The 24672-nt window shown below is 73.0% G+C and carries 16 protein-coding genes and 3 pseudogenes; 11 read left to right on the top strand and 8 right to left on the bottom strand.

Translation table 11 applies throughout. The features are described 5' to 3' along the window. The first annotated feature begins 1 nt into the window (after position 1). The 4 genes and pseudogenes from efeB (at position 2) to ACOBQU_RS19640 (ending at position 5046) form a co-directional block, all read left to right on the top strand. Positions 2-1272: pseudogene (gene efeB / locus ACOBQU_RS19655) on the top strand (iron uptake transporter deferrochelatase/peroxidase subunit). 34 nt (positions 1273-1306) lie between these two features. Continuing rightward, positions 1307-2242: a prephenate dehydratase gene (gene pheA, locus ACOBQU_RS19650; RefSeq protein WP_423628644.1), complete on the top strand. Its 936-nt coding sequence runs from the start codon at positions 1307-1309 to the stop codon at positions 2240-2242. Between the two features lie 681 nt (positions 2243-2923). Continuing rightward, positions 2924-4213 carry a serine--tRNA ligase gene (gene serS, locus ACOBQU_RS19645; RefSeq protein ID WP_423628643.1) on the top strand — a complete coding sequence of 430 codons (1290 nt, stop codon included), beginning with the start codon at positions 2924-2926 and terminating at the stop codon, positions 4211-4213. After that, a complete protein-coding gene (locus tag ACOBQU_RS19640) occupies positions 4210-5046 on the top strand; it encodes an HAD family hydrolase (protein ID WP_423628642.1) in 837 nt (278 codons plus the stop codon). The genes serS and ACOBQU_RS19640 overlap by 4 nt, the downstream gene beginning before the upstream one ends. 552 nt (positions 5047-5598) lie before the next feature. Here ACOBQU_RS19640 and ACOBQU_RS19635 read toward each other — a convergent pair. The 5 genes from ACOBQU_RS19635 to ACOBQU_RS19615 all read right to left on the bottom strand — a co-directional run bounded on the left by ACOBQU_RS19635 (position 5599) and on the right by ACOBQU_RS19615 (position 9497). Further along, a complete protein-coding gene (locus ACOBQU_RS19635) occupies positions 5599-5850 on the bottom strand; it encodes a hypothetical protein (RefSeq protein ID WP_423628641.1) in 252 nt (83 codons plus the stop codon). A gap of 90 nt (positions 5851-5940) precedes the next feature. Further along, on the bottom strand, positions 5941-6663 hold the full coding sequence (locus ACOBQU_RS19630; RefSeq protein WP_423628640.1) for an ABC transporter permease: 723 nt from the start codon (positions 6661-6663) through the stop codon (positions 5941-5943). A gap of 11 nt (positions 6664-6674) precedes the next feature. Further along, positions 6675-7586 carry an ABC transporter ATP-binding protein gene (locus ACOBQU_RS19625; protein ID WP_423628639.1) on the bottom strand — a complete coding sequence of 304 codons (912 nt, stop codon included), beginning with the start codon at positions 7584-7586 and terminating at the stop codon, positions 6675-6677. Then, positions 7583-8467 (bottom strand): ABC transporter permease, encoded by an 885-nt coding sequence (locus ACOBQU_RS19620; RefSeq protein WP_423628638.1) that lies wholly within the window; start codon positions 8465-8467, stop codon positions 7583-7585. The genes ACOBQU_RS19625 and ACOBQU_RS19620 overlap by 4 nt, the downstream gene beginning before the upstream one ends. After that, complete coding sequence (locus tag ACOBQU_RS19615; protein ID WP_423634597.1) at positions 8457-9497, bottom strand: ABC transporter ATP-binding protein; 1041 nt, start codon at positions 9495-9497, stop codon at positions 8457-8459. Before ACOBQU_RS19615 ends, ACOBQU_RS19620 begins: the two co-directional genes overlap by 11 nt. A 332-nt stretch (positions 9498-9829) precedes the next feature. On the opposite strand from ACOBQU_RS19615, the gene ACOBQU_RS19610 reads away from it, so the two are divergent. The 7 genes and pseudogenes from ACOBQU_RS19610 (at position 9830) to ACOBQU_RS19580 (ending at position 17279) form a co-directional block, all read left to right on the top strand. Further along, the gene (locus ACOBQU_RS19610; protein WP_423628637.1) at positions 9830-10702 is read left to right on the top strand and encodes a M24 family metallopeptidase; all 873 of its coding nucleotides are present in this window, start codon (positions 9830-9832) and stop codon (positions 10700-10702) included. Positions 10703-10743: 41 nt separating this feature from the next. Then, the gene (locus ACOBQU_RS19605; protein WP_423634595.1) at positions 10744-12540 is read left to right on the top strand and encodes an SDR family oxidoreductase; all 1797 of its coding nucleotides are present in this window, start codon (positions 10744-10746) and stop codon (positions 12538-12540) included. A gap of 428 nt (positions 12541-12968) precedes the next feature. After that, entirely contained in the window at positions 12969-13862 is an 894-nt protein-coding gene (locus tag ACOBQU_RS19600; protein WP_423634593.1) for a MerR family transcriptional regulator, read from the top strand. 371 nt (positions 13863-14233) lie between these two features. After that, positions 14234-14784: pseudogene (locus ACOBQU_RS19595) on the top strand (RNA 2'-phosphotransferase). Between the two features lie 19 nt (positions 14785-14803). Next, positions 14804-15250, top strand: a complete 447-nt coding sequence (locus ACOBQU_RS19590; RefSeq protein ID WP_423628636.1) for a hypothetical protein — start codon at positions 14804-14806, stop codon at positions 15248-15250. 99 nt (positions 15251-15349) lie between these two features. Further along, complete coding sequence (locus ACOBQU_RS19585; RefSeq protein ID WP_423628635.1) at positions 15350-16252, top strand: LLM class flavin-dependent oxidoreductase; 903 nt, start codon at positions 15350-15352, stop codon at positions 16250-16252. A 142-nt stretch (positions 16253-16394) separates the two neighbouring features. Then, positions 16395-17279: a Cof-type HAD-IIB family hydrolase gene (locus ACOBQU_RS19580; RefSeq protein ID WP_423628634.1), complete on the top strand. Its 885-nt coding sequence runs from the start codon at positions 16395-16397 to the stop codon at positions 17277-17279. Between the two features lie 195 nt (positions 17280-17474). Here ACOBQU_RS19580 and ACOBQU_RS19575 read toward each other — a convergent pair. From ACOBQU_RS19575 to cydD, 3 genes and pseudogenes are all read right to left on the bottom strand, one after another. After that, positions 17475-18547, bottom strand: a pseudogene (locus tag ACOBQU_RS19575) (peptidoglycan DD-metalloendopeptidase family protein). 248 nt (positions 18548-18795) lie between these two features. Beyond that, positions 18796-20688 carry a GAF domain-containing protein gene (locus tag ACOBQU_RS19570; RefSeq protein ID WP_423628633.1) on the bottom strand — a complete coding sequence of 631 codons (1893 nt, stop codon included), beginning with the start codon at positions 20686-20688 and terminating at the stop codon, positions 18796-18798. A 241-nt stretch (positions 20689-20929) separates the two neighbouring features. Continuing rightward, entirely contained in the window at positions 20930-24613 is a 3684-nt protein-coding gene (gene cydD, locus ACOBQU_RS19565; protein WP_423628632.1) for a thiol reductant ABC exporter subunit CydD, read from the bottom strand. Between the last annotated feature and the right edge of the window lie 59 nt (positions 24614-24672).

The following is a 24672-nucleotide window of genomic DNA, read 5'->3' as shown; positions in this document are numbered from 1 at the left end:
CATGGCGGACCACACCATTTCGCGACGGCGCCTGCTGGGCACGGCGGGCGCCACCGGTCTGGCGCTCGGCGCGGCGGGCGGCGCCGCCGGGTACGCCGTCGCGTCCTCCGGCTCCGACTCCGGCTCGTCCGGCTCCTCGGGCGCGGCGCGGACGCCGCTGACGGAACTCGGCGCCGACCGGGTGATGTTTCACGGGAAACATCAGCCCGGCATCACCACGCCGGTCCAGTCCCGCGGCCATCTGATCGCCTTCGACCTCGCCCCGGGCGCCGGGCGCAAGGAGGCGGCGGCGCTGCTGCGGCGCTGGTCGGCCGCCGCCGAGCGCCTGATGGCGGGCGAGCCCGTGGACGGCCACGACCGGGACACCGACATCGCCCGGGACGCGGGCCCCTCCTCGCTGACGGTCACCTTCGGCTTCGGCCACAGCTTCTTCGGCCGCACCGGCCTGGAGAAGCGGCGGCCCGCCGCCCTCGACCCGCTGCCCGAGTTCTCCTCCGACCGCCTGGACAAGGCCCGCAGCAACGGCGACCTATGGGTACAGATCGGCGCCAACGACCCGCTCGTCGCCTTCCACGCCCTGCGCGCCCTCCAGAAGGAGGCGGGCGCGGCGGCGAAGGTCCGCTGGCAGATGAACGGCTTCAACCGCTCGCCCGGCGCCACCGCCCGCCCCATGACCACCCGCAACCTGATGGGCCAGGTCGACGGCACCAACAACCCGAAGCCGTCCGACGACGACTTCGCCCGGCGCGTCTTCGTGCCCGACGCCGGTGACGGCGCCGACCCGGACTGGATGGCGGGCGGCTCCTACGCCGTCGTACGCCGCATCAGGATGCTCCTCGACGACTGGGAGGCGCTCTCCACCCGGGCCCAGGAGGAGGTCATCGGCCGCCGCAAGGCGAACGGCGCGCCCCTCACCGGCGGTACCGAGACCACCGAGATGAAGCTGGAGCAGACCCGCGCCGACGGCCAGCTCGTCGTGCCGCTCAACGCCCACGCCCGCATCAGCCGCCCCGACCAGAACGGCGGCGCCGCGATGCTGCGCCGCCCCTTCTCGTACCACGACGGCTACGACGCCAAGGGGAACCCGGACGCGGGCCTGCTGTTCATCTGCTGGCAGGCCGATCCGCTGCGCGGCTTCGTGCCCGTGCAGCGCAAGCTCGACCGGGGCGACGCCCTGTCGAAGTTCATCCGGCACGAGGCGAGCGGGGTGTTCGCGGTGCCGGGGGCGCGGGGGCCAAGGAGTATGTGGGGCAGGCGTTGCTGGAAGGGTGACCCGGGGGTGAGCGGCGCCCACTAGGGTGATCCCATGTCGGCGACGCGCTACACCTATCTCGGCCCCGAAGGCACCTTCACCGAAGCCGCCCTGCGCACGCTGCCGGAGGCGGCCACCCGCGAGCTGGTGCCGATGGTGTCGGTTCCGGCCACCCTGGACGCGGTGCGCTCGGGTGAGGCCGCGGCGGCGCTGGTGCCGATCGAGAACTCGGTGGAGGGCGGCGTCACCACGACCGTCGACGAGCTGGCCAAGGGCGAGCCGTTGATGATCTACCGCGAGGTCGTGCTGCCCATCGCGTTCGCGCTGCTCGTGCGTCCCGGCACGAAGCTCAAGGACATCAAGACGGTGACCGGCCACCCGGTGGCGCAGCCGCAGGTGCGCAACTGGCTCGCGGCCCATCTGCCGGACGCGCTGTGGGAGTCCGCGGCGTCCAACGCCGACGGCGCGCGCCTGGTGCAGGAGGGCCGGTACGACGCCGCGTTCGCGGGCGAGTTCGCCGCGGCGACGTACGGCCTCGAACCGCTGGTCACCGACATCCACGACGCGGTGAACGCCGCGACGCGGTTCGTGCTCGTGGGCCGCCCGGCCCGACCCGCCGCGCCGACGGGCGCGGACAAGACGTCGGTGGTCATCTGGCTCGGCGACGACCACCCCGGCGCGCTGCTCGAACTGCTCCAGGAGTTCGCGGTGCGCGGCGTCAACCTGATGCGGATCGAGTCGCGGCCGACGGGCCAGGGCATCGGCAAGTACTGCTTCTCCGTGGACGCGGAGGGCCACATCACGGACCGCCGGGTGGGCGAGGCCCTGATGGGCCTGAAGCGGATCAGCCCGAACGTGCGGTTCCTCGGGTCCTATCCGCGGGCGGGCGTCGCGGTGGCGGACGTGCGGCCGCTGCGCCCGGGGACGTCCGACGAGGAGTTCATGGCGGCGTCGGACTGGCTGGCCCGCTGCCAGGACGGCCGATTCTGAGCGTTTGAGCGCCGTCGGGGGCCGCTGGACGCCCCTGAGCGCCGCCGGGGCGGTGTGTCCCCAGTCCTACCTGCACATTTATCGTGTCCACCGGCTTGTCCACAGAAGTTATCCACAGGTGCCCTTCTCGACCTGGGGACAAGTCGACACAGCCATCCGACAGAGTCGACAAATCTGCACTCACCACATAAGTCGGTCACCTGTCCCACACGTCACGCTTCGTCCATCAGTTTCCATTGATCAACTCTTTGGGGTTAACCAATTCCACCCGAAAGTTGGCGCGGAGTTGGTTTGGGCAGGAATCCCTCGCCCCGGTGAGGTTTTCGGAAGGCCCACTTCCGGTGTCCACAGATCTTTCGCACAGCCTGTGGATAACTCTGCGGGGGAACGCATTCCTGTGGACAACCCGCGCCCCAAGTCCCGTTCTCCACAAGGGGATCAGGTCAAGTCGGCACGTTCGGTCTGCCCCGTTTCGGGGAATCGCGCCCCTTTTATTGACTGCGGACACCGCCGTCGAACTCGCGCCAGACCCCCCGCCGCGGACCCCCGCCGCGGACCCCGCGGCCCGTACGGCGCCCCCAGGAATTCACATTCCGGCAAAACGGTCATAACGCCGAGAAGATCGTCGTCGCCACGGAAATCGCGTCGTGGGCCGGAAGCGCGCACCGGTAGCCTGGAGGGGTGATTGACCTTCGCCTGCTCCGTGAGGACCCCGACCGTGTTCGCGCGTCTCAGCGCGCCCGTGGAGAGGACGTCGGCCTCGTCGACTCCCTGCTCTCCGCCGACGAGCGGCGCAGGTCGTCCGGTGTCCGCTTCGACGAGCTGCGCTCCGAGCAGAAGGCGCTCGGCAAGCTCATCCCCAAGGCCTCCGGCGACGAGAAGGCCGAGCTGCTGAAGAAGGCGGGCGAGCTGGCCGCCGCGGTCAAGGCCGCGAACGCCGACCAGGACGAGGCCGACGAGGAGACCAAGCGCCTGCTGCTGCGCCTCGGCAACCTGGTGCACCCGGACGTCCCGGTCGGCGGCGAGGAGGACTTCGTCGTCCTGGAGACGCACGGCACGGTCCGCGACTTCGCCGCCGAGGGCTTTGAGCCCAAGGACCACCTGGAGCTGGGCCAGGCCCTCGGCGCCATCGACGTCGAGCGCGCCGCCAAGGTCTCCGGCTCCCGCTTCTACTACCTGACGGGCATCGGCGCGCTCCTGGAGCTGGCCCTGGTCAACGCGGCGATCGCGCAGGCCACCGAGGCCGGGTTCACGCCGATGCTGACCCCCGCCCTGGTCCGCCCGCACGCCATGGAGGGCACGGGCTTCCTCGGCCAGGCCGCCGAGAACGTGTACCACCTGGAGAAGGACGACTTCTACCTGGTCGGCACCTCCGAGGTCCCCCTCGCGGCGTACCACATGGACGAGATCATCGACGCCGACAAGCTCCCCCTGCGGTACGCGGGCTTCTCCCCCTGCTTCCGCCGCGAGGCGGGCACGTACGGCAAGGACACCCGCGGCATCTTCCGGGTGCACCAGTTCGACAAGGTCGAGATGTTCTCGTACGTGGCTCCGGAGGACGCCGAGAACGAGCACAAGCGCCTCCTGGACTGGGAGAAGCAGTGGCTGACCAGCCTGGAGCTGCCCTTCCAGGTCATCGACGTCGCCACGGCCGACCTGGGCGCCTCCGCCTCGCGCAAGTTCGACTGCGAGGCCTGGATCCCCACCCAGGGCAAGTACCGCGAGCTGACCTCCGCCTCGAACTGCGACGGCTTCCAGGCCCGCCGCCTGTCCGTGCGCATGCGCGAGGAGAAGGACGGCAAGAAGCACGTGCAGCCGCTGTCCACGCTGAACGGCACGCTCTGCGCGGTGCCGCGCACGATCGTGGCGCTCCTTGAGAACCACCAGCTCGCCGACGGCTCCGTCCGCGTCCCCGAGGTGCTCCGTCCGTACCTGGGCGGCCGGGAGATCCTGGAGCCCACCGCCAAGTGAGCACCGCTCCTGCCGACCGCGTCGGCCCCGCCCTGCCGTACCGGCTCGTCGCGACCGACCTCGACGGGACGCTCCTGCGCCCCGACGACACGGTCTCGGCGCGCACGCGCGACGCGCTCGCCGCGGCCACCGCGGCGGGCGCGGCCCACCTCATCGTCACAGGCCGCTCGGTGCCCTGGACCCGCCACGTCCTGGAGGACCTCGGCTACGAGGGCCTCGCGGTCTGCGGCCAGGGCGCGCAGGTCTACCACGCGGGCGAGCGGCGCCTGCTGACGTCCGTGACGCTCGACCGGCAGCTCGCGGGCCTGGCCCTGTCGAAGATAGAGGCGGAGGTCGGCCCGCTGGCGCTCGCCGCGAGCCGCGACGGGCTCGACGGCGAGGTCCTGGTCGGCCCGGGCTATGTGGTCCAGGACGGCCCGCTGCCGGTCACCCCGCTGGGGGACCCGGCCGACCTGTGGGCCGCCCCGCTCAACAAGCTGTACGTGCAGCACCCGGGCCTGGACGACGACGCCCTGGCGGCCGTGGCGCGCGACACGGCGGGCGACCTCGTGGGCGTCACGATGGCGGGCGAGGGCATAGTGGAGCTGCTGCCGCTCGGCCTGACCAAGGCGACGGGGCTGTCCCTCGCGGCGCGCCGCCTGGGCGTGAAGGCTGCGGACACCATCGCCTTCGGTGACATGCCGAACGACATCCCCATGTTCGCCTGGGCCGCGCACGGCGTGGCCATGGCCAACGCCCACGACGACCTCAAGGCCGTGGCGAACGAGGTGACGGCGTCCAACGAGGACGACGGCATCGCGGTCGTCCTGGAGCGGATGCTGGGCCGGGTCTGAGGGAGGAGCGGCTCAGGCCGCCCCGGGGAGGCCCAGGGCGGCCCGGGCGGTTGATCCGGCGGCGGGTGGTTGCCGGAGCTTCGGACGCGAGGGCGTCGGCCACAGGAGCGTACGGCTGCGGGGCTTCGGCCGCGGGGGCTTCGGGCCGCGGGGCCGCACGGCTGCCGGGTCGCCGGGAGCCAGGGCTTAGGGAGGGGCGGCCCGCGCAGCGATGCGCGCTCGAAGCGGCCGCCCCGGGCAGTCTCCCCCGTGGCGGGGCTCTACGGAGCGGGTACTACTCCGGAGCCTGCCGCGGACTGCCCAGTCGGGAGCGCGACGGACCGTGAACCGGTCGGTCAGCTCCACTCCCGGTCGGTGAGCGCCGGGGCTTCGAGTGCCCGGCGCGCTGACAGCAACTACTCTGCCTCCGGGCGGAGTTGACCCGCCACTGATTTATTGGCGGCCCGGCGGCGCCTGGCGGGCCTGCCGCCACCGGCACCGCACATGCCGCCTGCCGCCTGCCGCCTGCCGCTACCAGCATCGCGCGTACCGCCTGTCGCTACCGGCGCCCCCCTACCGGCGCCGCCGTCTGCGTCGTCGGCCGCGGCTGAAGAACCATCCGGCGGGCGGCTCGTCGGACCGCCACGGCTGCGGCTCGGGCGCCCGCTCCCGCCAGCGGGCGGTGAGCATCCGGGCCCGCGCGGACGGCTCGGTGGTCTCCGCCGAGCGTATGAAGTCGTCGTCCAGGACCAGCTCGTCCCAGGCGTCCGCAGCCTCGCCCTCGCCCGTTCCGTCCCGCTCGTCCCGCCTGTCCTGCGATGCCATCGCGGCACCTCCCAGCCACTGCTGCGCATCCCCCTCCCACCAGTGTCCCGGCGGGAGGGTGAAGGCGCCGTCAAGAGGTCCCCTAGGGGATCACTCGTCCCCGGCCAGCGTCAGCGTCCGCAGCTTCTGACCCGCGTACCAGGTGGCCCCGGCCGTGACCACGACCAGCAGGATCACCGCGGCGGGCAGACCCACGTCGGAGGTGACCAGGTCACCGCCGTCCGCCACCTTGTGCGCCACGGCCAGGGACCACTGCTGGACGCTGAGCGTGCGCGCCCCGGAGACCAGGGAGCCGAACAGCGCCTCCCACACCAGCGCGTACACGAGCCCGAACACCACGGCGTGCTTGGTGACGGTGCCGAGCAGCAGGAAGATCGCCGCGTACGCGATGGAGGAGACCAGGGCGGCGATCGTGTAGGCGACGGCGACCTGCTGGCCGTTGCCGTTGAGGATCATGCCCGCGACGAACGTCGGGAGGGCGGAGAACGCCATGGTCACGGCGATGGCGACGGTCAGCTTGGTGACGATGACGGTGGGCCGCTTGACCGGCTTGGACAGCAGGTACAGCACGGAGCCGTCGTCGATCTCGGGACCGATCGCGCCGGTGCCCGCGATCACGCCGATGATCGGCACCATGGTGGCGAGGGCGAAGCCGCCGAGCAGGTCGGAGGCGACCTGGTCGTCGGCGCCGCTGAAGCCGCGCACCGCCGCGGAGATCACGACGAGCAGCAGCGGCAGGGCGAAGAGGATCAGTGCCCGGCGTCGGCCGAGCAGGGCCCGGTAGGTGAGCCGGGCGACAGTGGGGTCGTACACGGTGGCTCCCTTCAGGCCGCGACGAGGTAGGAGAAGACCGACTCGAGGGACTCGTCCGAGGGCGAGACCGTGAGGAGCCGGATGCCGTGGTCCCGCGCGATGCGGGGCAGCAGGGTGGTGAAGCGGCCGAAGTCGACGGCCTGGACGCGCAGAGCGCCCTCCTTGAGGTCGACCTCGATGCCCGCGGTGGACGGGTCGGCGATCAGTACGGCCGCGAGAGCGCGGTCGTCGCTGGAGCGCACCAGGTAGCGGTGCGGCCGGTCCGTCATCAGGCGGCGGATCCTGCGGAAGTCGCCGCTGGCGGCGTGCCGCCCCGCGACGATCACCTCGATGTGCGAGGCGAGCTGTTCGACCTCTTCGAGGATGTGCGAGGAGAACAGGACGGTGCGGCCCTCGTCGCCCATCTTCCGCAGCAGGTCCATGAGTTGCATGCGCTGGCGCGGGTCCATGCCGTTGAAGGGCTCGTCGAGGAGCAGCACGGACGGCTCGTGGACCAGCGCGGAGGCCATCTTGACGCGCTGCCGCATGCCCTTGGAGTACGTGGAGATCTTGCGGTCCTGCGCGTACTCCATCTCGACGGTGGCCAGCGCCCGTTGGGCGGCCTTCGCGCCGAGGCCGTGCAACTCGGCGTTGGCGACGACGAATTCGCGGCCGGTGAGGAAGTCGTACATGCCCTCGCGCTCGGGGACGATGCCGAGGTGCCGGTAGATCTCCTCGTTGCGCCAAGTGGGCTTCCCGTCGAGGGTGACGGTGCCGGTGGAGGGGGCGAGGAAGCCGCCCATCATGCTGATGAGGGTGGACTTCCCGGCGCCGTTGGGGCCGAGCAGGCCGGTCACTCCGGGGCCGATGGTCATCGTGATGTCGTTGACGGCCACCACGTTGCCGAACCACCTGGAGACGTGGTCAATGCTGATCGTTGTCACAGTCCGGCCTTCCGGTAGCGGCGCATCAGGGCGGCGTAGCTGCCCGCGACAAGGGCGAGGACGACCACTACGTAGACGACGCCCACGCCCGTGGTGGGGCCGACCTCCCCGGGGAACGAGGACGTCGCACCGAGGAACGCGGTCTGGACGCCGTCGATGAGGGTGATGGGGGAGAACAGGCCGAGCCACTGGATGGCGGTGTCGTTGCCGCCCTGCTCCTGCGCGATGGCCTGGACGGTGGACACCGCTCCGTAGGAAATGGTCAGGACGGCGATGACGGCGGCGATGCCGAAGCCGCGGCGGGGCGTGACGGCGGAGATGACGAGCGCGATGCCGGAGAACAGCAGCGAGAGCAGCGCCACGGAGACCAGCCCCTGGGCGAACCCCTTGGTCTGCTCCGCGAAGTCCAGCTTCGCCAGCAACGCCCCTACGTAGAGCACGATCAGCGGGGTCGCGGTCAGGATGAACAGGGCGGACGCCATGGCCGCGTACTTCGCGCGGACGTAGTCGACGCGCTCGATGGGGCGGGAGAAGTACAGGGGCACCGTCTTGAACCGCAGGTCCCTGGACACGGTCTGCGGGGCCTGGGCCGCCAGGTAGAGGCCGATGACGGCCTGGAGGAGCACGGCGTAGCGCGTGTAGTCCACGGGCAGGTCGTTGGCCTTGGTGGCGACGGCGACCGCGACCATGATCAGCGCGGGGGCGCACATCACTCCGAAGAGGATCATCGGGAGCACCTTGGACTTGGCCGAGCGGCCGAAGCCGTAGGCGCCGCGCAGGCTCTGCGAGTACAGCGAGCGGGTCGCGTAGGCGCGGCCGAGGCGGGGGCCGTCGTAGCTGCGGTATCCGATGTTGTGGATCTGTGTGGAGTCAGCGGTCATCGCGGCCGCCTCCCGTCTGCTCGGCGGTGCCCGCGGTCGCGGCCCAGGCGGCGGCGCGCGCGGCGTCCTGCCGCGCCCCCTGGTCCGGCTCGGCCGTCTCCTCCTGGGAGCGGAAGACCTCCGCGATGTGGTGCCTGCGCTGTTCCATGCGGACCAAGCCGAGCCCGAGGTCGGCCACGGTGTCGCGGATGAGGTCGTACGTCGTCTCGTCCGCGGCGTCGAGCAGCAGGGTGTGCCCGGCGCCGGGGAGGCCGCTGCCGTCGTCGTGGGTGGCGACGCCGCGGGCGTCCAGGGCAGCGCGCAGCGCGGCGGTGCCGTCCGGGTGCTCGTCGCTGTCGGTGACCTCGATCGCCAGGGTGGTGGTGGTCTGGGTGAAGTCCGTGGTGGAGCTGGAGCGCAGCAGCTTGCCGCCGTCGATGACGACGATGTGGTCGCAGGTGCGCTCCAGTTCGCCGAGGAGGTGCGAGGTGACCAGGACCGAGATGCCGAAGTCGGTGTGGACGCGGCGGATCAGGCCCAGCATCTCGTCGCGGCCGACCGGGTCGAGGCCGTTGGTCGGCTCGTCGAGGAAGACCAGCTGCGGGTCGTGGACGAGGGCCTGGGCGAGCTTCACGCGCTGCTTCATGCCGGTGGAGTAGCCGCCGATGGGGCGGTACCGCTCTTCGTAGAGGCCGACGTGGCGCAGCGTGTCCGCGGTGCGCTCGCGGGCCGCGGCGGGCGGCAGGCCCGACATGCGCGCCATGTGGACGACGAACTCGGTGGCCGAGACGTCGGGGGGCAGGCAGTCGTGCTCGGGCATGTAGCCCACCCGTTCACGGATCCGCCCGCCGTCGGTCGCGACGTCGAGGCCGAGCACCGAGGCGCGGCCCTCCGTGGCGGGGGACAGGCCGAGCAGGATCTTGATCATGGTGGACTTGCCAGCTCCGTTGGCTCCGACGAGTCCGGTCACACCGGGCCCTATGTCCATGGAGAGCCGGTCAAGAGCGGTCACCCTCGGGAACCGCTTGCTCAGGCTTTCGGTCGCGATCACAGTCACGCTTCGACGGTAGTGGCGCAGACCACAACGGGCGTCAGCCCAAGGGCTCGTTCCGCCGTCACTCTGGAGTATTACGGGCCCGTAGGGGTCGTCCGGAAGTCGGCCCCTCGGGGATCTTCCGGACGACTCCTCGGGGTTCTCCCGGAGCTGTCCCGTGGTCTCGCGCAGACCTATTGACGCAGCCGTCAAGCATTGTCACATTCATCAGTGTCACGTTACGGGCGCGTACGGCGAGGGCCGGGCGCGCGCGGACGGGCTTGGACGAGCGCGGACGAGCGCGGACGGGTGCGGACCGGACAGGGACGGACGGTGGCATGACCTCAGCGATGAGTGCGGCAGTGACCCAGGCCGCGCGGGGTGGACTCGCCGCGGAGCTGCGGGGGTTCCGACGCGTGCAGACCCTGGCGTACGAGTGCGCGGAAGCCGTCGCCGCCCAGCTCAGGCCGGGCGTGACGGAGCGCGAGGCAGCGCGGATGCAGCGGCGGTGGCTGCGCGAGCGGGGGGTGCGGGACTGGTTCCACCTGCCGTTCGCCTGGTTCGGCGACCGCACGGCGTTCGTCGGCTTCCGCATACCGCTCCAGTTCTTCCCCACGAACCGCCGACTTGAGCCGGGCATGCCGTTCATCCTCGACCTGGCCCCGGTGTACGAGGGCTTCACGGCCGACATCGGCTACTCGGGCTGCCTCGGCCTGAACCCGGTGCACGACAAGCTCCTCGCCGACCTGGAGGCGCACCGCGAGCTGATCCTGCGCGAGGTCCGCGAGCGCCGCCCGCTGCGGGAGATCTACGAGGACGTGGACCGTCTCATGGTCCGCCAGGGGTATGCCAACCGCCATCGCGCGTATCCGTTCGGCGTGATCGCGCACAAGGTCGACCGGGTCAGGGAGCGCCGCTTCTCCCCGCATGTGTTCGGCTTCGGCACGCAGTCCCTGAAGGGCCTCGCGAGCGACGCCCTGCGCGGGCACCGGGACGGCTGGTCCCCCCTGTGGTCGCCGTACCGGTTCTCCGACCATCCGCCGCGGCCGGGCCTGTGGGCGGTGGAGCCGCACCTCGGATTCCGGGGCACGGGCGCGAAGTTCGAGGAGATCCTGGTCGTCACGGACTCCAGGGACCCCGAGGAGAGCGCGTTCTGGCTGGACGACGACCTGCCGCACGTGCGGCGCTGGGCCGAGGACAACGCCGCGAGGGCCGCCGCATGACGAGCGTGGACCGCATGGACCGGGTGGACCGCACCGACCGCATGGAGCAGGAGGGGCTGACGGTGGAGCTGACGGGGGCGCGTGAGCGCTGGGTGCGCTCGGGGGACGTGGAGCTGTGCGTCGCCGAGCTGGGTGACTCCGACGACGGAGCCCGGCCCACCGTGGTGCTGGTGCACGGCTATCCGGACTCCAAGGAGGTGTGGTCGCGGGTCGCCGCGCGCCTGGCGGAGCGGTTCCACGTGGTGCTGTACGACGTGCGCGGCCACGGCAGGTCGACGGCGCCGAAGCCGCTGCGCGGCGGCTTCACCCTGGAGAAGCTGACCGATGACTTCCTCGCCGTGGTGGACGCGGTCAGCCCGGACCGGCCGGTGCACCTGGTGGGGCACGACTGGGGCTCGGTGCAGTCCTGGGAGTTCGTGACGGTCGAGCGCACGCAGGGGCGCGTCGCGTCGTTCACCTCGATGTCCGGCCCGTCCCTCGACCACTTCGGGCACTGGATCAAGCAGCGCGTGAGCCGCCCGACCCCGCGCCGCGCCGCCCAGCTCATCGCCCAGGGCGCCAAGTCCTGGTACGTGTACATGCTGCACACGCCCGCCCTGCCCGAGCTGGCCTGGCGCGGCCCGCTCGGCAAGAGCTGGCCGGGGCTGCTGCGCCGCCTGGAGAAGGTCCCCGCGGACGGCTATCCCACGCTGTCGCTGTCCTCGGACGCCGCGCACGGCGCCTGGCTCTACCGGGACAACGTCCGCGCCCGCCTCCGCCGCCCCCGCCAGGACGCGTACGCCCACGTCCCGGTCCAGCTCATCACGCCCTCCGGTGACGTCTTCCTGTCGGAGCGGCTGTACGACGACCTGGAGCGCTGGGCGCCCCGGCTCACCCGCCGCTCCCTCCCGGCCAAGCACTGGGCGCCCCGCACCCGACCCGACCAACTGGCCGTGTGGATCACCGAGTTCGTGATCGCCCACGAGGACGGCGGCCCCACGCTGACCAGCGGCACGGGCGCCACCGGCCGGTACGCCGAGCGGTTCGCGGGCCAGTTGGTCCTGGTCACGGGCGCGGGCAGCGGCATCGGCCGGGCCACGGCGTTCGCGTTCGCCGAGGCCGGGGCGCGGGTGGTGGCCGTGGACCGGGACGCGGAGGCCGCCGCGCGCACCGCCGAGATGTCCCGGCTGATCGGGGCCCCCGCCGCCTGGCCGGAGACCGCCGACGTCAGCGACGAGCAGGCCATGGAGAAGCTCGCCGAGAAGGTCGCCACGGAGTACGGCGTGGTGGACGTCCTGGTGAACAACGCGGGCATCGGCCTCTCCGGCGCCTTCCTCGACACCAGCACGGACGACTGGAAGAAGGTTCTCGACGTCAACCTGTGGGGCGTCATCCACGGCTGCCGTCTCTTCGGCAGGCAGATGGCGGAGCGCGGCCAGGGCGGCCACATCGTCAACACGGCGTCCGCGGCGGCCTATCAGCCCTCCCGCGCCCTGCCCGCGTACAGCACGTCGAAGGCCGCCGTCCTGATGCTCAGCGAGTGCCTGCGCGCGGAGCTGGCGGGCCAGGGCATCGGCGTCTCCGCGATCTGCCCGGGCTTCGTGAACACGAACATCACGGCGACCGCCCGTTTCGCCGGTGTCTCCGCCGACGAGGAGAAGCGCCGCCAGAAGCGGTCCGCCCGCCTGTACGGCCTGCGGAACTATCCGCCGGAGAAGGTCGCCGACGCCGTCCTGAGCGCCGTCGTCCGCAACCAGGCGGTGGTGCCCGTCACTCCGGAGGCCCGCGGCGCCCGTCTCCTGTCCCGCTTCGCTCCCAAGGCCCTGCGCGCGATAGCCCGGGTGGAGCCGCGGCTGTAGCGCCGGAAGCGGCGGTACGGGGCGGTGTGCGGGGCTGTTGACCGGCTGGCGGGGCCCGCTGTCCGCGGCGGCCGTACCATCCGTCGCAGGAGGGTCCGCTGTGCGGGGCCGTCGAGTGTCTGGCGCGGTCTCCGGCGGCGCGCGCCGCGGCGGGCCGCGTGGCCGTCGCTCAGCGAGGGGTGACCGGGATGGACGGGGGAGCGTTGGACGAGCAGCGTGCGCGGAAGGGTCAGGGACCGGTGCGGACCGGCCGGGTCCCGGCGTCGGCCACCCGGCAAGCGGCGGCGTCGGCGGCCCCGGATCCGGTGCTGGCCACCGAGGCCCCGGAGCGGACCGCCGAGGACGCCGAGCAGACCGCTCGGGAAGCCGCCCCGGTCTTCAGGGAACCGGCCGAGGAACCGGCGTCGGCGCCCCGGGTCGAGTACCGCATAGAGGACCTCGCCCACCACAGCGGCGCCACCGTGCGCACGATCCGGGCCTACCAGGACCGCGGGCTGCTCCCCCGGCCGGAGCGGCGCGGCCGGTCCAATGTGTACGGGGACGCGCATCTGGCACGGCTGCGGCAGATCGCCGACCTCCTGGACCGGGGGTACACCCTGGCCTCCATCAAGGAACTCCTGGAGGCATGGGACGCGGGCCGTGGCCTGGGAGGCGTCCTGGGCCTGGTCGCGGAGGTCGATGGCCCCTGGACGGACGAGAAGGCCGACCGGATCACCAGGGCGGAGCTGAACGCGGCCTTCGGCGGCGCCCCGGACGACGCGGCGGTGGCGGACGCCGTGGCGCTCGGCGTGCTCGAACCGCTGCCGGGCAAGGACGACGAGTTCCTGGTGCCGAGCCCTCAAGAGCTGGCGGTGGCGGTGGAGTTGCACGCGGCGGGCGTTCCGTTGTCGGCGATCTCCAGTCATGTAAGGGAGTTGCGCGGGCAGGTCGAGCACATTGCGGCGCGTTTCCTGGAGTTCACGAATGAGCACGTCTTCGCGCGGTATCTGGGAAACCATCCGCCGAGCGAGGCGGACGCGGCCGAAGCGGCGGCGCTGATCCGCAGGCTCCGCCCGCTCGCGCAGCAGTCGGTCGACGCCGAACTGGCCCGCGCGATGCGCCTGTTCGCCACCCGCTCCCTACGACGGCACCTGACCGCGGAGGAGTCACCCCATCCGGGCGATCAGGTGCGGTACGTGGCGCTCCCGGCGAGCACAATGGCGCGGGTCCAGGCGCTGGTTGGTGAGGAGAACGCGGCGACGTTCATCGCGGCCGCGGCCGAACGCGAGGTACAGAGCAGGACATTGGACGCACTCGCCGCAACACATGGGAATGAGGAGTAAGTTGCCCAAATACCCCTTTCTCCAGTGAGTTGTCCACAGAAATCCCAAGTCGCCTGTGGATAACCACACTTACTTGTGGATCAAACCTCGGAAGCCGTATTCCTCGATGAAAAGTCGATGGCGAAAAACGGAGTGCGGGAAGAACGGAGAGCCACGACGCTGAAGAGATGAAAGAACGACAAAGCGCGGGAGCCGAAGCGAAGCTCGCCGCCACGGAAGTGAGGCGCACCACGGAAGAGGGCGGCGCCAGGGAAGCGGAGAACGCCACGGCAACGAGCCGCACCACGGAAGAGAGCCGCGCCAAGGAAGCGGAGAACGCCACGGAAGTGAGGCGCACGGCGGAAGAGAGCCGCGCGGCGGAAGAGAGGAAGATCGCAGCCGACCGGCGGACGGTAAAGGTGTCGAAATACCTGTCGAAACACCTGCGGCACCAGCCCGAGCGCATCGGCCTCACCCTCGACGAGAGCGGCTGGGTCGAGATCGACGCCCTCATCGCGGCCGCCGCGGCCCACGGCTTCCCCTTCACCCGGGCCGAGCTGGACCACGTGGTGGCGGTGAACGACAAGCGGAGGTTCGCGGTCGAGGGCGACCGGATCCGCGCGAACCAGGGCCACACCGTGGCCGTGGACCTCAAGCTGCCCCGGCGACCCCGCCCGCGTACCTGTACCACGGCACGGTCGCCCGCCACCTGCCCGCGATCCGCGCCGAGGGCCTGCGGCCCATGGACCGGCACGCCGTGCACCTCTCGCCCGACCGCGAGACGGCGGCCCGCGTCGGCGCCCGCAGGGGCCGCCCCGTCGTCCTGTCCGTCGACGCGGGCGCGATGCACCGCGACGGCCACGTCTTCCGGGTCAGCGCCAACGGCGTCTGGCTCACCGACGCCGTGCCCCCACGCTATCTGCGGTTTCCGGCACCGCGCTGACCAGGCATGATCGATGCGCATGGAGCATCTGCACAGCACCGAGGCCGCCGTCGCCGCCCTGCGCACGCTCGCCCGCGAGTACGAGCGGGAGATCGAGGTCAGCCATGACATCGGTGCCGATCAGACCTCCCGCCGCACCGCCGCGGGCTTCGAGGTGACCACCGACCCGGACGGATCTCTTCCGCATGAGGCGTTCGTGGAGTTCGGCGGCTCACCGCGGCTCTCCGTGCGGCTCTATCCGGATGACGACGCACTGATCACCGTCGAGACCGTCCCGTGCCACGACGTGCCGCGCGACGACGTGCCCGGCTTCGTGCAGTCGGTGCTCAGCGGGCTCGCCCACGTCAGAGGCCGCCGCTTTCCGCCCGGGTACTGGCTGATCGTGCCGCTTCCCGGCGACAGGACATACAAGGAACTCATCCCCATGATCGCGCTGACGCCCTGGCTGAACGCACGCGTCCGCTGACCGGCCACCCGCCACCCCCTCACCTCCCCCGGCCCGCCTTCCCCTGTTCCCGGCCGCCTGCCCACCGGTTCCGGCCCGTCGGGCCCGTACGCTCGGGGCATGAGTCTGCGTCTGAGCACCGTGATCCTGCCCGTACGCCGCTGGCACGACGGCGGCCGGGAACGCTGGCAGCGCGCCGAGGAGCTGGGCTTCCACGCCGCGTACACCTACGACCACCTGTCCTGGCGGACCTTCCGCGACGGCCCGTGGTTCGGCGCGGTGCCCACGCTGACCGCCGCCGCGGCCGCCACCGAGCGGATACGCCTGGGCACCCTCGTCACCTCGCCCAACTTCAGGCACCCCGTGACGCTCGCCAAGGAACTGATCACCCTGGACGACGTGTCGAACGGCCGCGTCACGCTCGGCATCGGCGCAGGCGGCGACGGCTTCGACGCCTCCACCCTGCGCCGCTCCGGCGAGGCGCCCTGGACGCCCCGCGAGCGCGCCGACCACTTCGGCGAGTTCCTGCCGCTGCTCGACCGGCTGCTCACCGAGGACTCCGTGACGTACGAGGGCGAGCGCTACGCGGCGTACGAGGCGCGGAACATCCCGGGCTGCGTGCAGCGCCCCCGGCTGCCGTTCGCGGTGGCCGCCACCGGGCCGCGTGGGCTCAGGCTCGCGGCGCGGCACGGCCAGGCGTGGGTCACCACGGGCGACCCGAAGATCTCCGCGACCGGCACCCCCGAGCAGTCCCTCGAAGCCATCCGCGGGCAGATCGAGCGGCTCGGCGCGGCCTGCGCCGCCGAGGGCCGGGACGTCGACGAGCTCGACAAGATCCTGCTCGCCGACTTCACGCCGGACCGGCCGATGGAGTCCTTCGACGCGTTCGTGGAGTTCGCGGGCAAGCACGCCGCGCTCGGCATCACCGAGATCGTGCTGCACTGGCCGCTGCCCGACACGGTCTTCGCCGCCGACCAGAAGGTCTTCGAGCGCATCGCGACGGAGGCGCTGGCGCAGCTGTAGGAGCACCGGGCACCGGTACGGGAGGGACCGGAGCCGTTACAGGAGGGGCGGTAGGGGCGTTGAGGGGCGCCTGGGGACGCACCGTACTCAGATGTGCGCCCCGCCACACACCCGTGCGCGCATATGCGGGACAATCCCGTGTGTGACCTCAGTGACCGCTCGGCCCCGGAACCCGGCCCCCTCCGTCCCGCCCCGGCTGATCGCCACCGACCTGGACGGCACCCTGCTGAGAGACGACAAGTCCGTCTCCGACCGCACGGTGGCCGCCCTCGCCGCCGCCGAGGAGGCCGGGATCGAGGTCTTCTTCGTCACCGGCCGCCCGGCGCGCTGGATGGACGTCGTCAGCGACCACGTCCACGGCCACGGCCTGGCGATCTGCGCGAACGGCGCCGCGGTCGTCGACCTGCACGGCGGCCCCGGCGGCCACCGCTTCATCAAGGTGCGCGGCCTGGCCACGGACGACGCCCTCGAGGTGGTCCGCCTGCTGCGCGCGGCCGCCCCGGGCACCTCGTTCGCCGTCGACCGGACCGGAGGGGTGCACCACGAAGCGGAGTACCCGCCGCTGCGGCTCGACCCCGCCATCAGCGTGGCGCCCGCGGAGAAGCTGCTCAGCACGGACTGCGACGCCGCGGACGAGCCCGTGCTCAAGGTGCTCGCCAACCACCCCGAGCTGACGCCGGACGCCTTCCTCGCCCTGGCCCGCGACGCGGTCGGCGCCCGCGCCGAGATCACCCGCTCCAGCCCGACGGCGCTCCTCGAAATCAGCGCCCCCGGTGTCACCAAGGCGGGCACCCTCGCCCTGTGCTGCGCCGAGCGCGGCATCTCCCCGGACGAGGTCGTCGCCTTCGGAGACATGCCGAACGACATCGAGATGCTCACCTGGGCCGGTACGTCGTACGCGATGGACAACGCCCACCCCGACGTGATCGCCGCCGCCTCCGGACGCACGGTCGCGAACAACGACGACGGCGTCGCGGTCGTCATCGAACGCATCCTGGCGGACCGCCTCTCCGTAGAGGCGGGTTAGCGGCACCGCGTCCCCGCCCCCGCCCCCGTAGAGGCGGCCGGTCTCCGTAAGGGCGCCTCCTCCACAGAGTCCCGCCTCCACAGAGTCCCGCCTCCGCAGAGACCCACCTCCGCAGGGCCTCACCCTGTAGAGACCCCTCTCCGTAGAGACCCCTCTCCGTAGTGACCGGAGAGACCCCCTCTCCGTAGAGACCGGTCAGAGCCTCACCCCGTGCTCCGCCAGCCACTTCTCCGGATTGACGCCCGAGCCCAGATCGGGCGTCAGCCGCACCTCGAAGTGCAGGTGCGGCCCCGTCGAGTTGCCGGTGGTGCCCGCCTGGCCGACCCACTGCCCGGTGCGCACCCGCTCCCCCTGGTCGACGGTGACGGCCGCCAGGTGGGCGTACTGCGTGTAGTAGCCGTTCGGATGGCGGACCACGACCTCGATGCCGAAGGCGCCGCCGCACGACACGCGCTCCACGCGGCCCTCGCCCACCGCCCGTACGGGCGCGCCGATGTCGACGGCGAAGTCCTGCCCCGTGTGCCGGTGCGCCCAGCGCTCCCCGCGCTGTCGAAGCCCGCGGACAGCTCGTATGTCTCCACCGGCGGCACCCAGGGGCGCGCCTCGGACCGCTCCGGCTGCGCGAGCCGCACCGCGCCCCGGCACCGGCCCGCCGCGACCGCCTCGTCCGCCTCCCCCTGGAGGGCCCACCGGGCCGTCTCCAGCTTCGCCGCGATGTCCCGCTTGAGCCGGGCCAGGCGCGCGGTCTCGCGGTCGAGGGCGTCCCGGGCGCGCTCGGCCGACCGCTTGGCCGTGGCGACCCTGGTGGCGGCCTTCTGGGTCTTGGCGACGGCGTTGGTGACGGCGAGGTCCGCCTGGCCCAGGGCGCGTCTGCCGCGCAGGACGGCGTCGGGGCTCTCGGCGAGCAGCAGGCGTGCGGTGAGCGACAGGCCGCCGCCGTTGCGGTACTGGGCGCTGGCGAGCCGCCCCAGGTCCTCGTGCAGCACGGAGACCTGGTCCTGCTCCCTGGCGAGCAGCCGGTCGAGGTCCTGGACGCGGGCGCGCTGCGCGGCGGCGGCGCGGCGCCCCGTCTCGTAGCGCTGGGCGGCGGCCGACGCCTCTTCGTAGAGCCGGGCCACCTCCGCACCGGCGCTCGGCCCGTCGTTCCCGCCGCCATCCTCCGAAGCCGCCGCGGGCGGGCTCACGACGACGGCGAGCGCGCACAGCAGGACCCATACGAGGACCGGGCCGCGACGGGGGCGGCGGGAAGGGCGGGGACGTGAGCGCATGTCTCGGATCGTTGCCCGCGGGCGCGGACGGCTCCCAGGGGACTCGTACGCGCGGGGGACCGGGTGACTCCGTACGGCGCAGGCGCGTACCGCCGAACAGCGGTCCCTCTGGGCGGGCCCGCCCGGCCGGACCGTCAGCGCCCCCGCCCTGACCCAGCGCCCCTCAGCCTGACCCACCGCCCCTCAGCACGGCCCACCGCCCCTCAGCACGGCCGACCCACCGCGGCTCACGTGCGGCCCGCCGCGGCTCAGTGCGGCGCCTGCCACACCACCGTCGTGCCGCCGCCGTCCGGGCCGATGCCCGGCCCGTACCAGCTGTCGCCGCCCAGGGACTCGGCCCGGCGCTTGAGGTTCCGCAGGCCGCTGCGGCGGCCGCCCTCGGTGATGCCGACGCCGTCGTCCGCGACGGTCAGGCGCACGCCCTGGCGGCCGTCCGGCAGTTCGTGCGTGGCGTCGACGACCACGTCGATGCGGGAGGCCCGCGCGTGCCGGAACGCGTTCGACAGGGCCTCGCGCAGCGCCGCGATGAGGTTCTTGCCGGTCAGCTCGCCGACCACGGTGTCGACGGGGCCCACGAAGCGGTGGGTGGGCTTGAAGCCGAGCGGCACGGCCGCCATGTTGATCTCGCGCAGGACCCGGGTGCGCAGCCCCGAGGGTGCCTCCGCAGGGCCCTGCTGGAGCGCGAAGATCGCCGTGCGGATCTCCTGGATGGTCACGTCCAGCTCGTCCACGGCCTTGCCGACGCCCTGCCGCACCTCGGGCACGTCCGACCTGCGCTGGGCGCTCTCCAGCATCATCCCCGTGGCGAACAGCCGCTGGATGACCAGGTCGTGCAGATCGCGGGCGATGCGGTCCCGGTCCTCGTAGACCGCGAGCCGCTCCCGGTCGCGCTGCGCCTCGGCCATCATCAGGGCGAGCGCCGCCTGCGAGGCGAACTGCGTCGCCAGCGTCCGCTCGGCCTCCGTGAACGGGCGCCCGCCCCGCGTGCGCGGCGTGACCAGCGTCCCCAGGACACGGCCGTCGCTCTGGAGGGGCAGCATCATGACGGGGCCGTAGGCGCGCGCGAGATCCGTCATGATGCGCGGGTCGGTCGCCGCGTCCTCGACGAACACCGCCTGCCCGTCAAGGAGGTCGGCGACGATCCGGCTCTCCGGAGGGACGGACACCCCCAGGGCGCCGTTCGGCCGCTCCGAGGAGACGGCGACGACCTCCATGCCGCCCTCGTCGTCCGGCAGCAGCACGATCCCGGCCGCCGAGTCCGCGAGGTGCCGCGCCTGCTCCGCGACCACCGCCAGCGCGTCCTCCGCGTCGGAGCCCGAAAGCAGCGCCGTGGTGACGGCCACCGAGCCGTCGATCCACCGCTCGCGCTGCTTGGCCGCCTCGTACAGGCGGGCGTTGCCGATGGCGATGCCCGCCTCCGTGGCGAGCACGCGCACCATGTGGACGTCGTAGTCGTTGAACGCGCCCCCGCCCCGCTTCTCCGTGAGGTACAGGTTCCCGAAGATCTCGCCCTGGACCCGGATCGGCACCCCGAGGAAGCCGCGCATCGGCGGGTGGTGGGCGGGGAAGCCGCAGGAGCGCGGATCGGCGGACAGATCGGCGAGGCGCAGCGTCTCCGGCTGGTGGATGAGCGCCCCGAGCAGCCCGCGGTGGCCGTCGGGAAGGCGCCCGATGCGCCGCGCCGTGGCCTCGTCGATGCCGTGGTAGACGAAGTCGGAGAGCCCGTCGCCGTCCTCGGCGACGACACCGATCGCCGCGTAGCGGGCGTCCGTCAGCTGGGCCGCGGTCTCACAGATGCGGTCCAGGGTGGTGTGCAGTTCGAGCCCGGTGCCCACGGACCGCATCGCCTCCAGGAGCTGGGGCACGCGGGCCGTCAGCTCGGTGGCGAGCCCCTGCAGGCTCCGGGTGGCCTCCGCGGCGGTCTGAGCGGGGTCGGCCGGGTCCTGCGGCGCGTCATGCGAAGCCCGCGGGTCCTGCGGCGGGTCCTGCGAAGCAGGCGGGTTCCGCGGGGCATGCGAAGCCTGCGGATCCCGCGAAGCAGGCGGGTCCTGCGAGTGCCGTACGTCGGCGGGGGGCTCCGCAGCCCGGTCCGGCGCGCCCTCGGAGGGCGGCGGGGCGGCGGGGGCCGGGGGGACGGACATGCCTTGAGCGTAGTAAGTCCGATTTACAGGGGAAAGTCGGACCGAAGGGCGAGCCGTGCCATCCGACGTGCCCGCCGTACGGTCCGACGTGCCCACCGCACGGTCCGACGTGCCCGCTGCACGGTCCGACGTGCCCGCTGCACGATCGGCCGTACTCCCCGCACGGTCGGCCGTACCCGCCGCACGACCCGCCGTACCCGCCGCACGGTCCGAGCGGGCGGAACCACCGCGGGTCACGGCGTCAGCCCGCCGCCGTCAGCAGATCCGCGGCCTCCTCGCGCTCCCGCATCCGCCGCAGCGGCCCGTCGACCGCCACCAGGTCGCCGTACGTACCGCGCTGCACCACGCGACCGGCCTCCAGGACGAGCACCTCGTCAACTTTGTCCAGTCCGGCGAGACGGTGGGTGATCAGCAGCGTGGTGCGTCCCTCGGTGGCCGCGAGGAGGTCGGCGGTGAGGGCGTCGGCGGTCGGCAGGTCGAGGTGCTCGGCGGGCTCGTCGAGCACCAGGACGGGGAAGTCGGCGAGCAGCGCCCGCGCCAGCGCGAGCCGCTGGCGCTGCCCTCCGGAGAGCCGGGCGCCGTGCTCCCCGACGAGCGTGTCGAGCCCGTCGGGCAGGGACCGCACCCAGCCGTCGAGACGGGCCCGCGCCAGGGCCCCGTACAGTTCGTCGTCGGTGGCGTCCCTGCGGGCGAGCAGCAGGTTCTCGCGCACCGAGCTGTCGAATACGTGGGCGTCCTGGGCGCAGAGGCCGACCAGCCGCCGCACGCCGTCGTCGTCGAGCGCCGTGGCGTCCGTGCCCGCCAGCGTGTACGTCCCGTCGTACGCGTCCAGGAAGCGCAGCAGCACCTGGGCGAGAGTGGTCTTGCCGGACCCGGAGGGGCCGACGACGGCGACGCGGCGGCCGCGGTCCAGGGTCAGGGAGACACCGGCGAGGGCGTCCTGCTCCTGCCCGGCGTGGCGGGCCCGCAGACCGTCGAGGCGGAGCGGGAAGGGCGCGTCGGGGGCGGCGGCGGGCACGGCGGGGGCCGGGACGGGTTCGGGGGCGTCGAGGACCTCGTGGACCCGCTCGGCGCTCTTCTTGACGCGCTGGCGGTACTGCACGGCGAGCGGCAGCCCGAGCACCGCCTCGAACGCGGCCAGCGGCGTGAGCACCACCACGGCGAGCGCGACGCCGTCGAGCCGCCCGTCGTGCACCCCCTGGACGCCGACCAGCGCGGCGGCGGCCACCGTGAGACCCGTGGCGAGCGCGCCGAGGCCGTCGCCGAGCGCGGTGGCGCTCGCCGCACGGGACGCGATCCGGGTCAGCTCGGCGTCGGCGTCCTTGACCTGCGCGGTGCGCCGCCGCAGCGCGCCCGCGACCGTCAGCTCGGCGGTGCCGGTCAGCAGGTCCGCCACCCGGGTGGCGAGGACCCCGCGGGTGGGGGCGAGCCTCCGCTCGGCGCGGCGGGCGACGGCGCCGCTCAGCAGGGGCACCCCGACCCCGGCCGCCAGCAGGCCGACGGCGAGCACGGCGCCCGCCTCCGGCAGCAGCCACCCGGTGAAGCCGACCGCCCCGGCGCTCACGGCGACCGCGGCGCCGACCGGCAGCAGCCAGCGCAGCCAGTAGTCCTGGAGCGCGTCCACGTCGGCGACGAGCCGGGTGAGCAGATCGCCGCGCCGGGTGGCGCGCAGGCCCGCGGGCGCGAGCCGCTCCAGGCGCCGGAAGACGGTGACCCGCATGTCGGCCAGCATCCGCAGCACCGCGTCGTGCGACACGAGCCGCTCGGCGTAGCGGAAGCAGGCCCGTCCGATGCCGAACGCGCGGGTGGCCGTCACGGCGATCATCAGGTACATCACCGGCGGCTGCTCCGAGGCCCGCGAGATCAGCCACCCCGAGGTGGCCATCAGGCCCACGGCGCTGCCGAGGGCGAGGCTGCCCAGCAGCAGCGCCAGGGCGAGCCGCCCCCGGCGGGGCCGGGCCACGGCCCGCACCCGCGCGAGGACCCCGCCCTTCGCACGGGCCTGTTCCCACCCATCCGCCTCTGCCGTGGCGTCGCCCCCACGGGCACCGCTGTCGGCGACCGCCCCGTCCCCAGAGCGCGCGGGCTCGCCCCCAGGGCCCATGGGCCCGTCCACAGGGCACGCGAACCCGTCCCCAAGCCCCGTGGACCCGTCGCCAAGCCCCGTGGACCCGTCCGCAGGGCGCGCGGCCCCGTGCACAGGGCACGCGGGCGCTCCCCCGCCGCGGAGCCGAGCGCCCGGGGAGGGCCGGGCGCCGGTCGCGGCCGCCGCGTCACCGTCCCGCGGCCCGCCCACCCGGACCACCCGGTCGGCGACGGCCAGCAGCGCGGGCCGGTGGACCACCATCACCACCGTGCGGCCCACGGCCAGGCGGCGCACCGCGTCGACGATGCCCGCCTCGGTCGCCCCGTCCAGGGCGGCCGTCGGCTCGTCGAGCAGCACCACGGGCCGGTCGGCCAGGAACGCCCGCGCCAGCGCGATCCGCTGCCGCTGCCCCGCGGAGAGCCCGGCGCCGTCCTCCCCGAGGACGGTCTGGTCGCCCAGAGGCAGCGCGTTCACGAACTCCAGCGCCCCCGCCGCGCGCAGCGCGTCCCGCACGGCCGCGTCCGGCGCGTCCGGCGCGTCCGGCCGGGCGAGCCGTACGTTGTCCGCGATGGTCCCGGCGAACAGATGCGGCCGCTGCGGCACCCACGCGACCCGCTCCCGCCACTGCTCAAGCGATACGTCGGCCAGGTCCGCGTCCCCGACGCACACCCGCCCCCGCGTGGGCGCCACGAACCCGAGGAGCACATTCAGGAGCGTCGACTTGCCGCCGCCGCTCGGCCCCACCAGGGCCACCGTCTCCCCGCTGCCGACACTGAACGACACCCCGGACACGGCGTCCACATCACGCCCCGGGTACCGGACCGTCACGTCCTCCACCCGCAGCGCGCCCCCGGCGGGCACCGGCGCCGTCCCGGCAGCCGGGGCCGGGGCCTCCAGCACCCCGAAGATCTCCTCCGCCGCGGCGAGCCCTTCCGCCGCCGCGTGGTAGCGCGCCCCGACCTGCCGCAGCGGCAGATAGGCCTCGGGCGCCAGGATCAGGATGACCAGGCCGTCGTACAGCGCCATGTCGCCATGGACGAGCCGCATGCCGATGGTGACCGCGACCAGCGCGACCGAGATCGTCGCCAGCAGTTCGAGCGCGAACGACGACAGGAAGGCGATGCGCAGCGTCCGCATCGTCGCCCGCCGGTACTCGGCGGTGATCGTGCGGATCGACTCGGCCTGTGCCTTGGCGCGACCGAAGACCTTCAGCGTCGGCAGGCCCGCCACCACGTCCAGGAAGTGACCGGAGAGCCGGGAGAGCAGCCGCCACTGGCGGTCCATGCGGTTCTGCGTGGCCCAGCCGATCAGAACCATGAAGATCGGGATCAGCGGCAGCGTCCCGGCGATGATCGCCGCCGACACCCAGTCCTCGGTGACGATCCGCGCGAGCACCGCCACCGGGACCACCACCGCGAGCCCCAACTGCGGCAGATAGCGCGAGAAGTAGTCGTCGAGCGCGTCCACGCCCCGCGTGGCCAGCGTGACCAGCGCACCCGTCCGCTGCTCCGTCAGCCAGCCGGGCCCGAGCGCCCCCGCCCGCTCCACCAGGCGGCCGCGCAGCTCCGACTTGACCGCCGCGCTCGCCCGGTGCGCGGCCAGCTCCGTCAGCCAGGCCACCAGGGCCCGGCCGACGGCGACCGCCACGAGCAGCGCCAGCGGACGCCCCAGGTCCCCGACGCCCAGGCCCTCCTGGAAGGACCCCACGACCACCTCGGCGATGAGCATCGCCTGGGCGACCGCCAGGCCCGCCCCGAGAAGGCCGAGCCCCACCACCGCGACGAGGAAGAAGCGCGTCGCACGTGCGTACCTGAGCAGTCGCGGGTCGACTGGTTTCACGTGAAACACTCCCTGCCAAGGGCCATGGACGGACGAAGAGTTGGCTCAAGCCACAGAGC

The organism is Streptomyces sp. G45 (assembly GCF_049542095.1).
GTDB lineage: Bacteria > Actinomycetota > Actinomycetes > Streptomycetales > Streptomycetaceae > Streptomyces.
The sequence above is the reverse complement of the archived record's forward strand: the minus strand, read 5'-3'. Positions and strand labels throughout refer to the sequence as shown.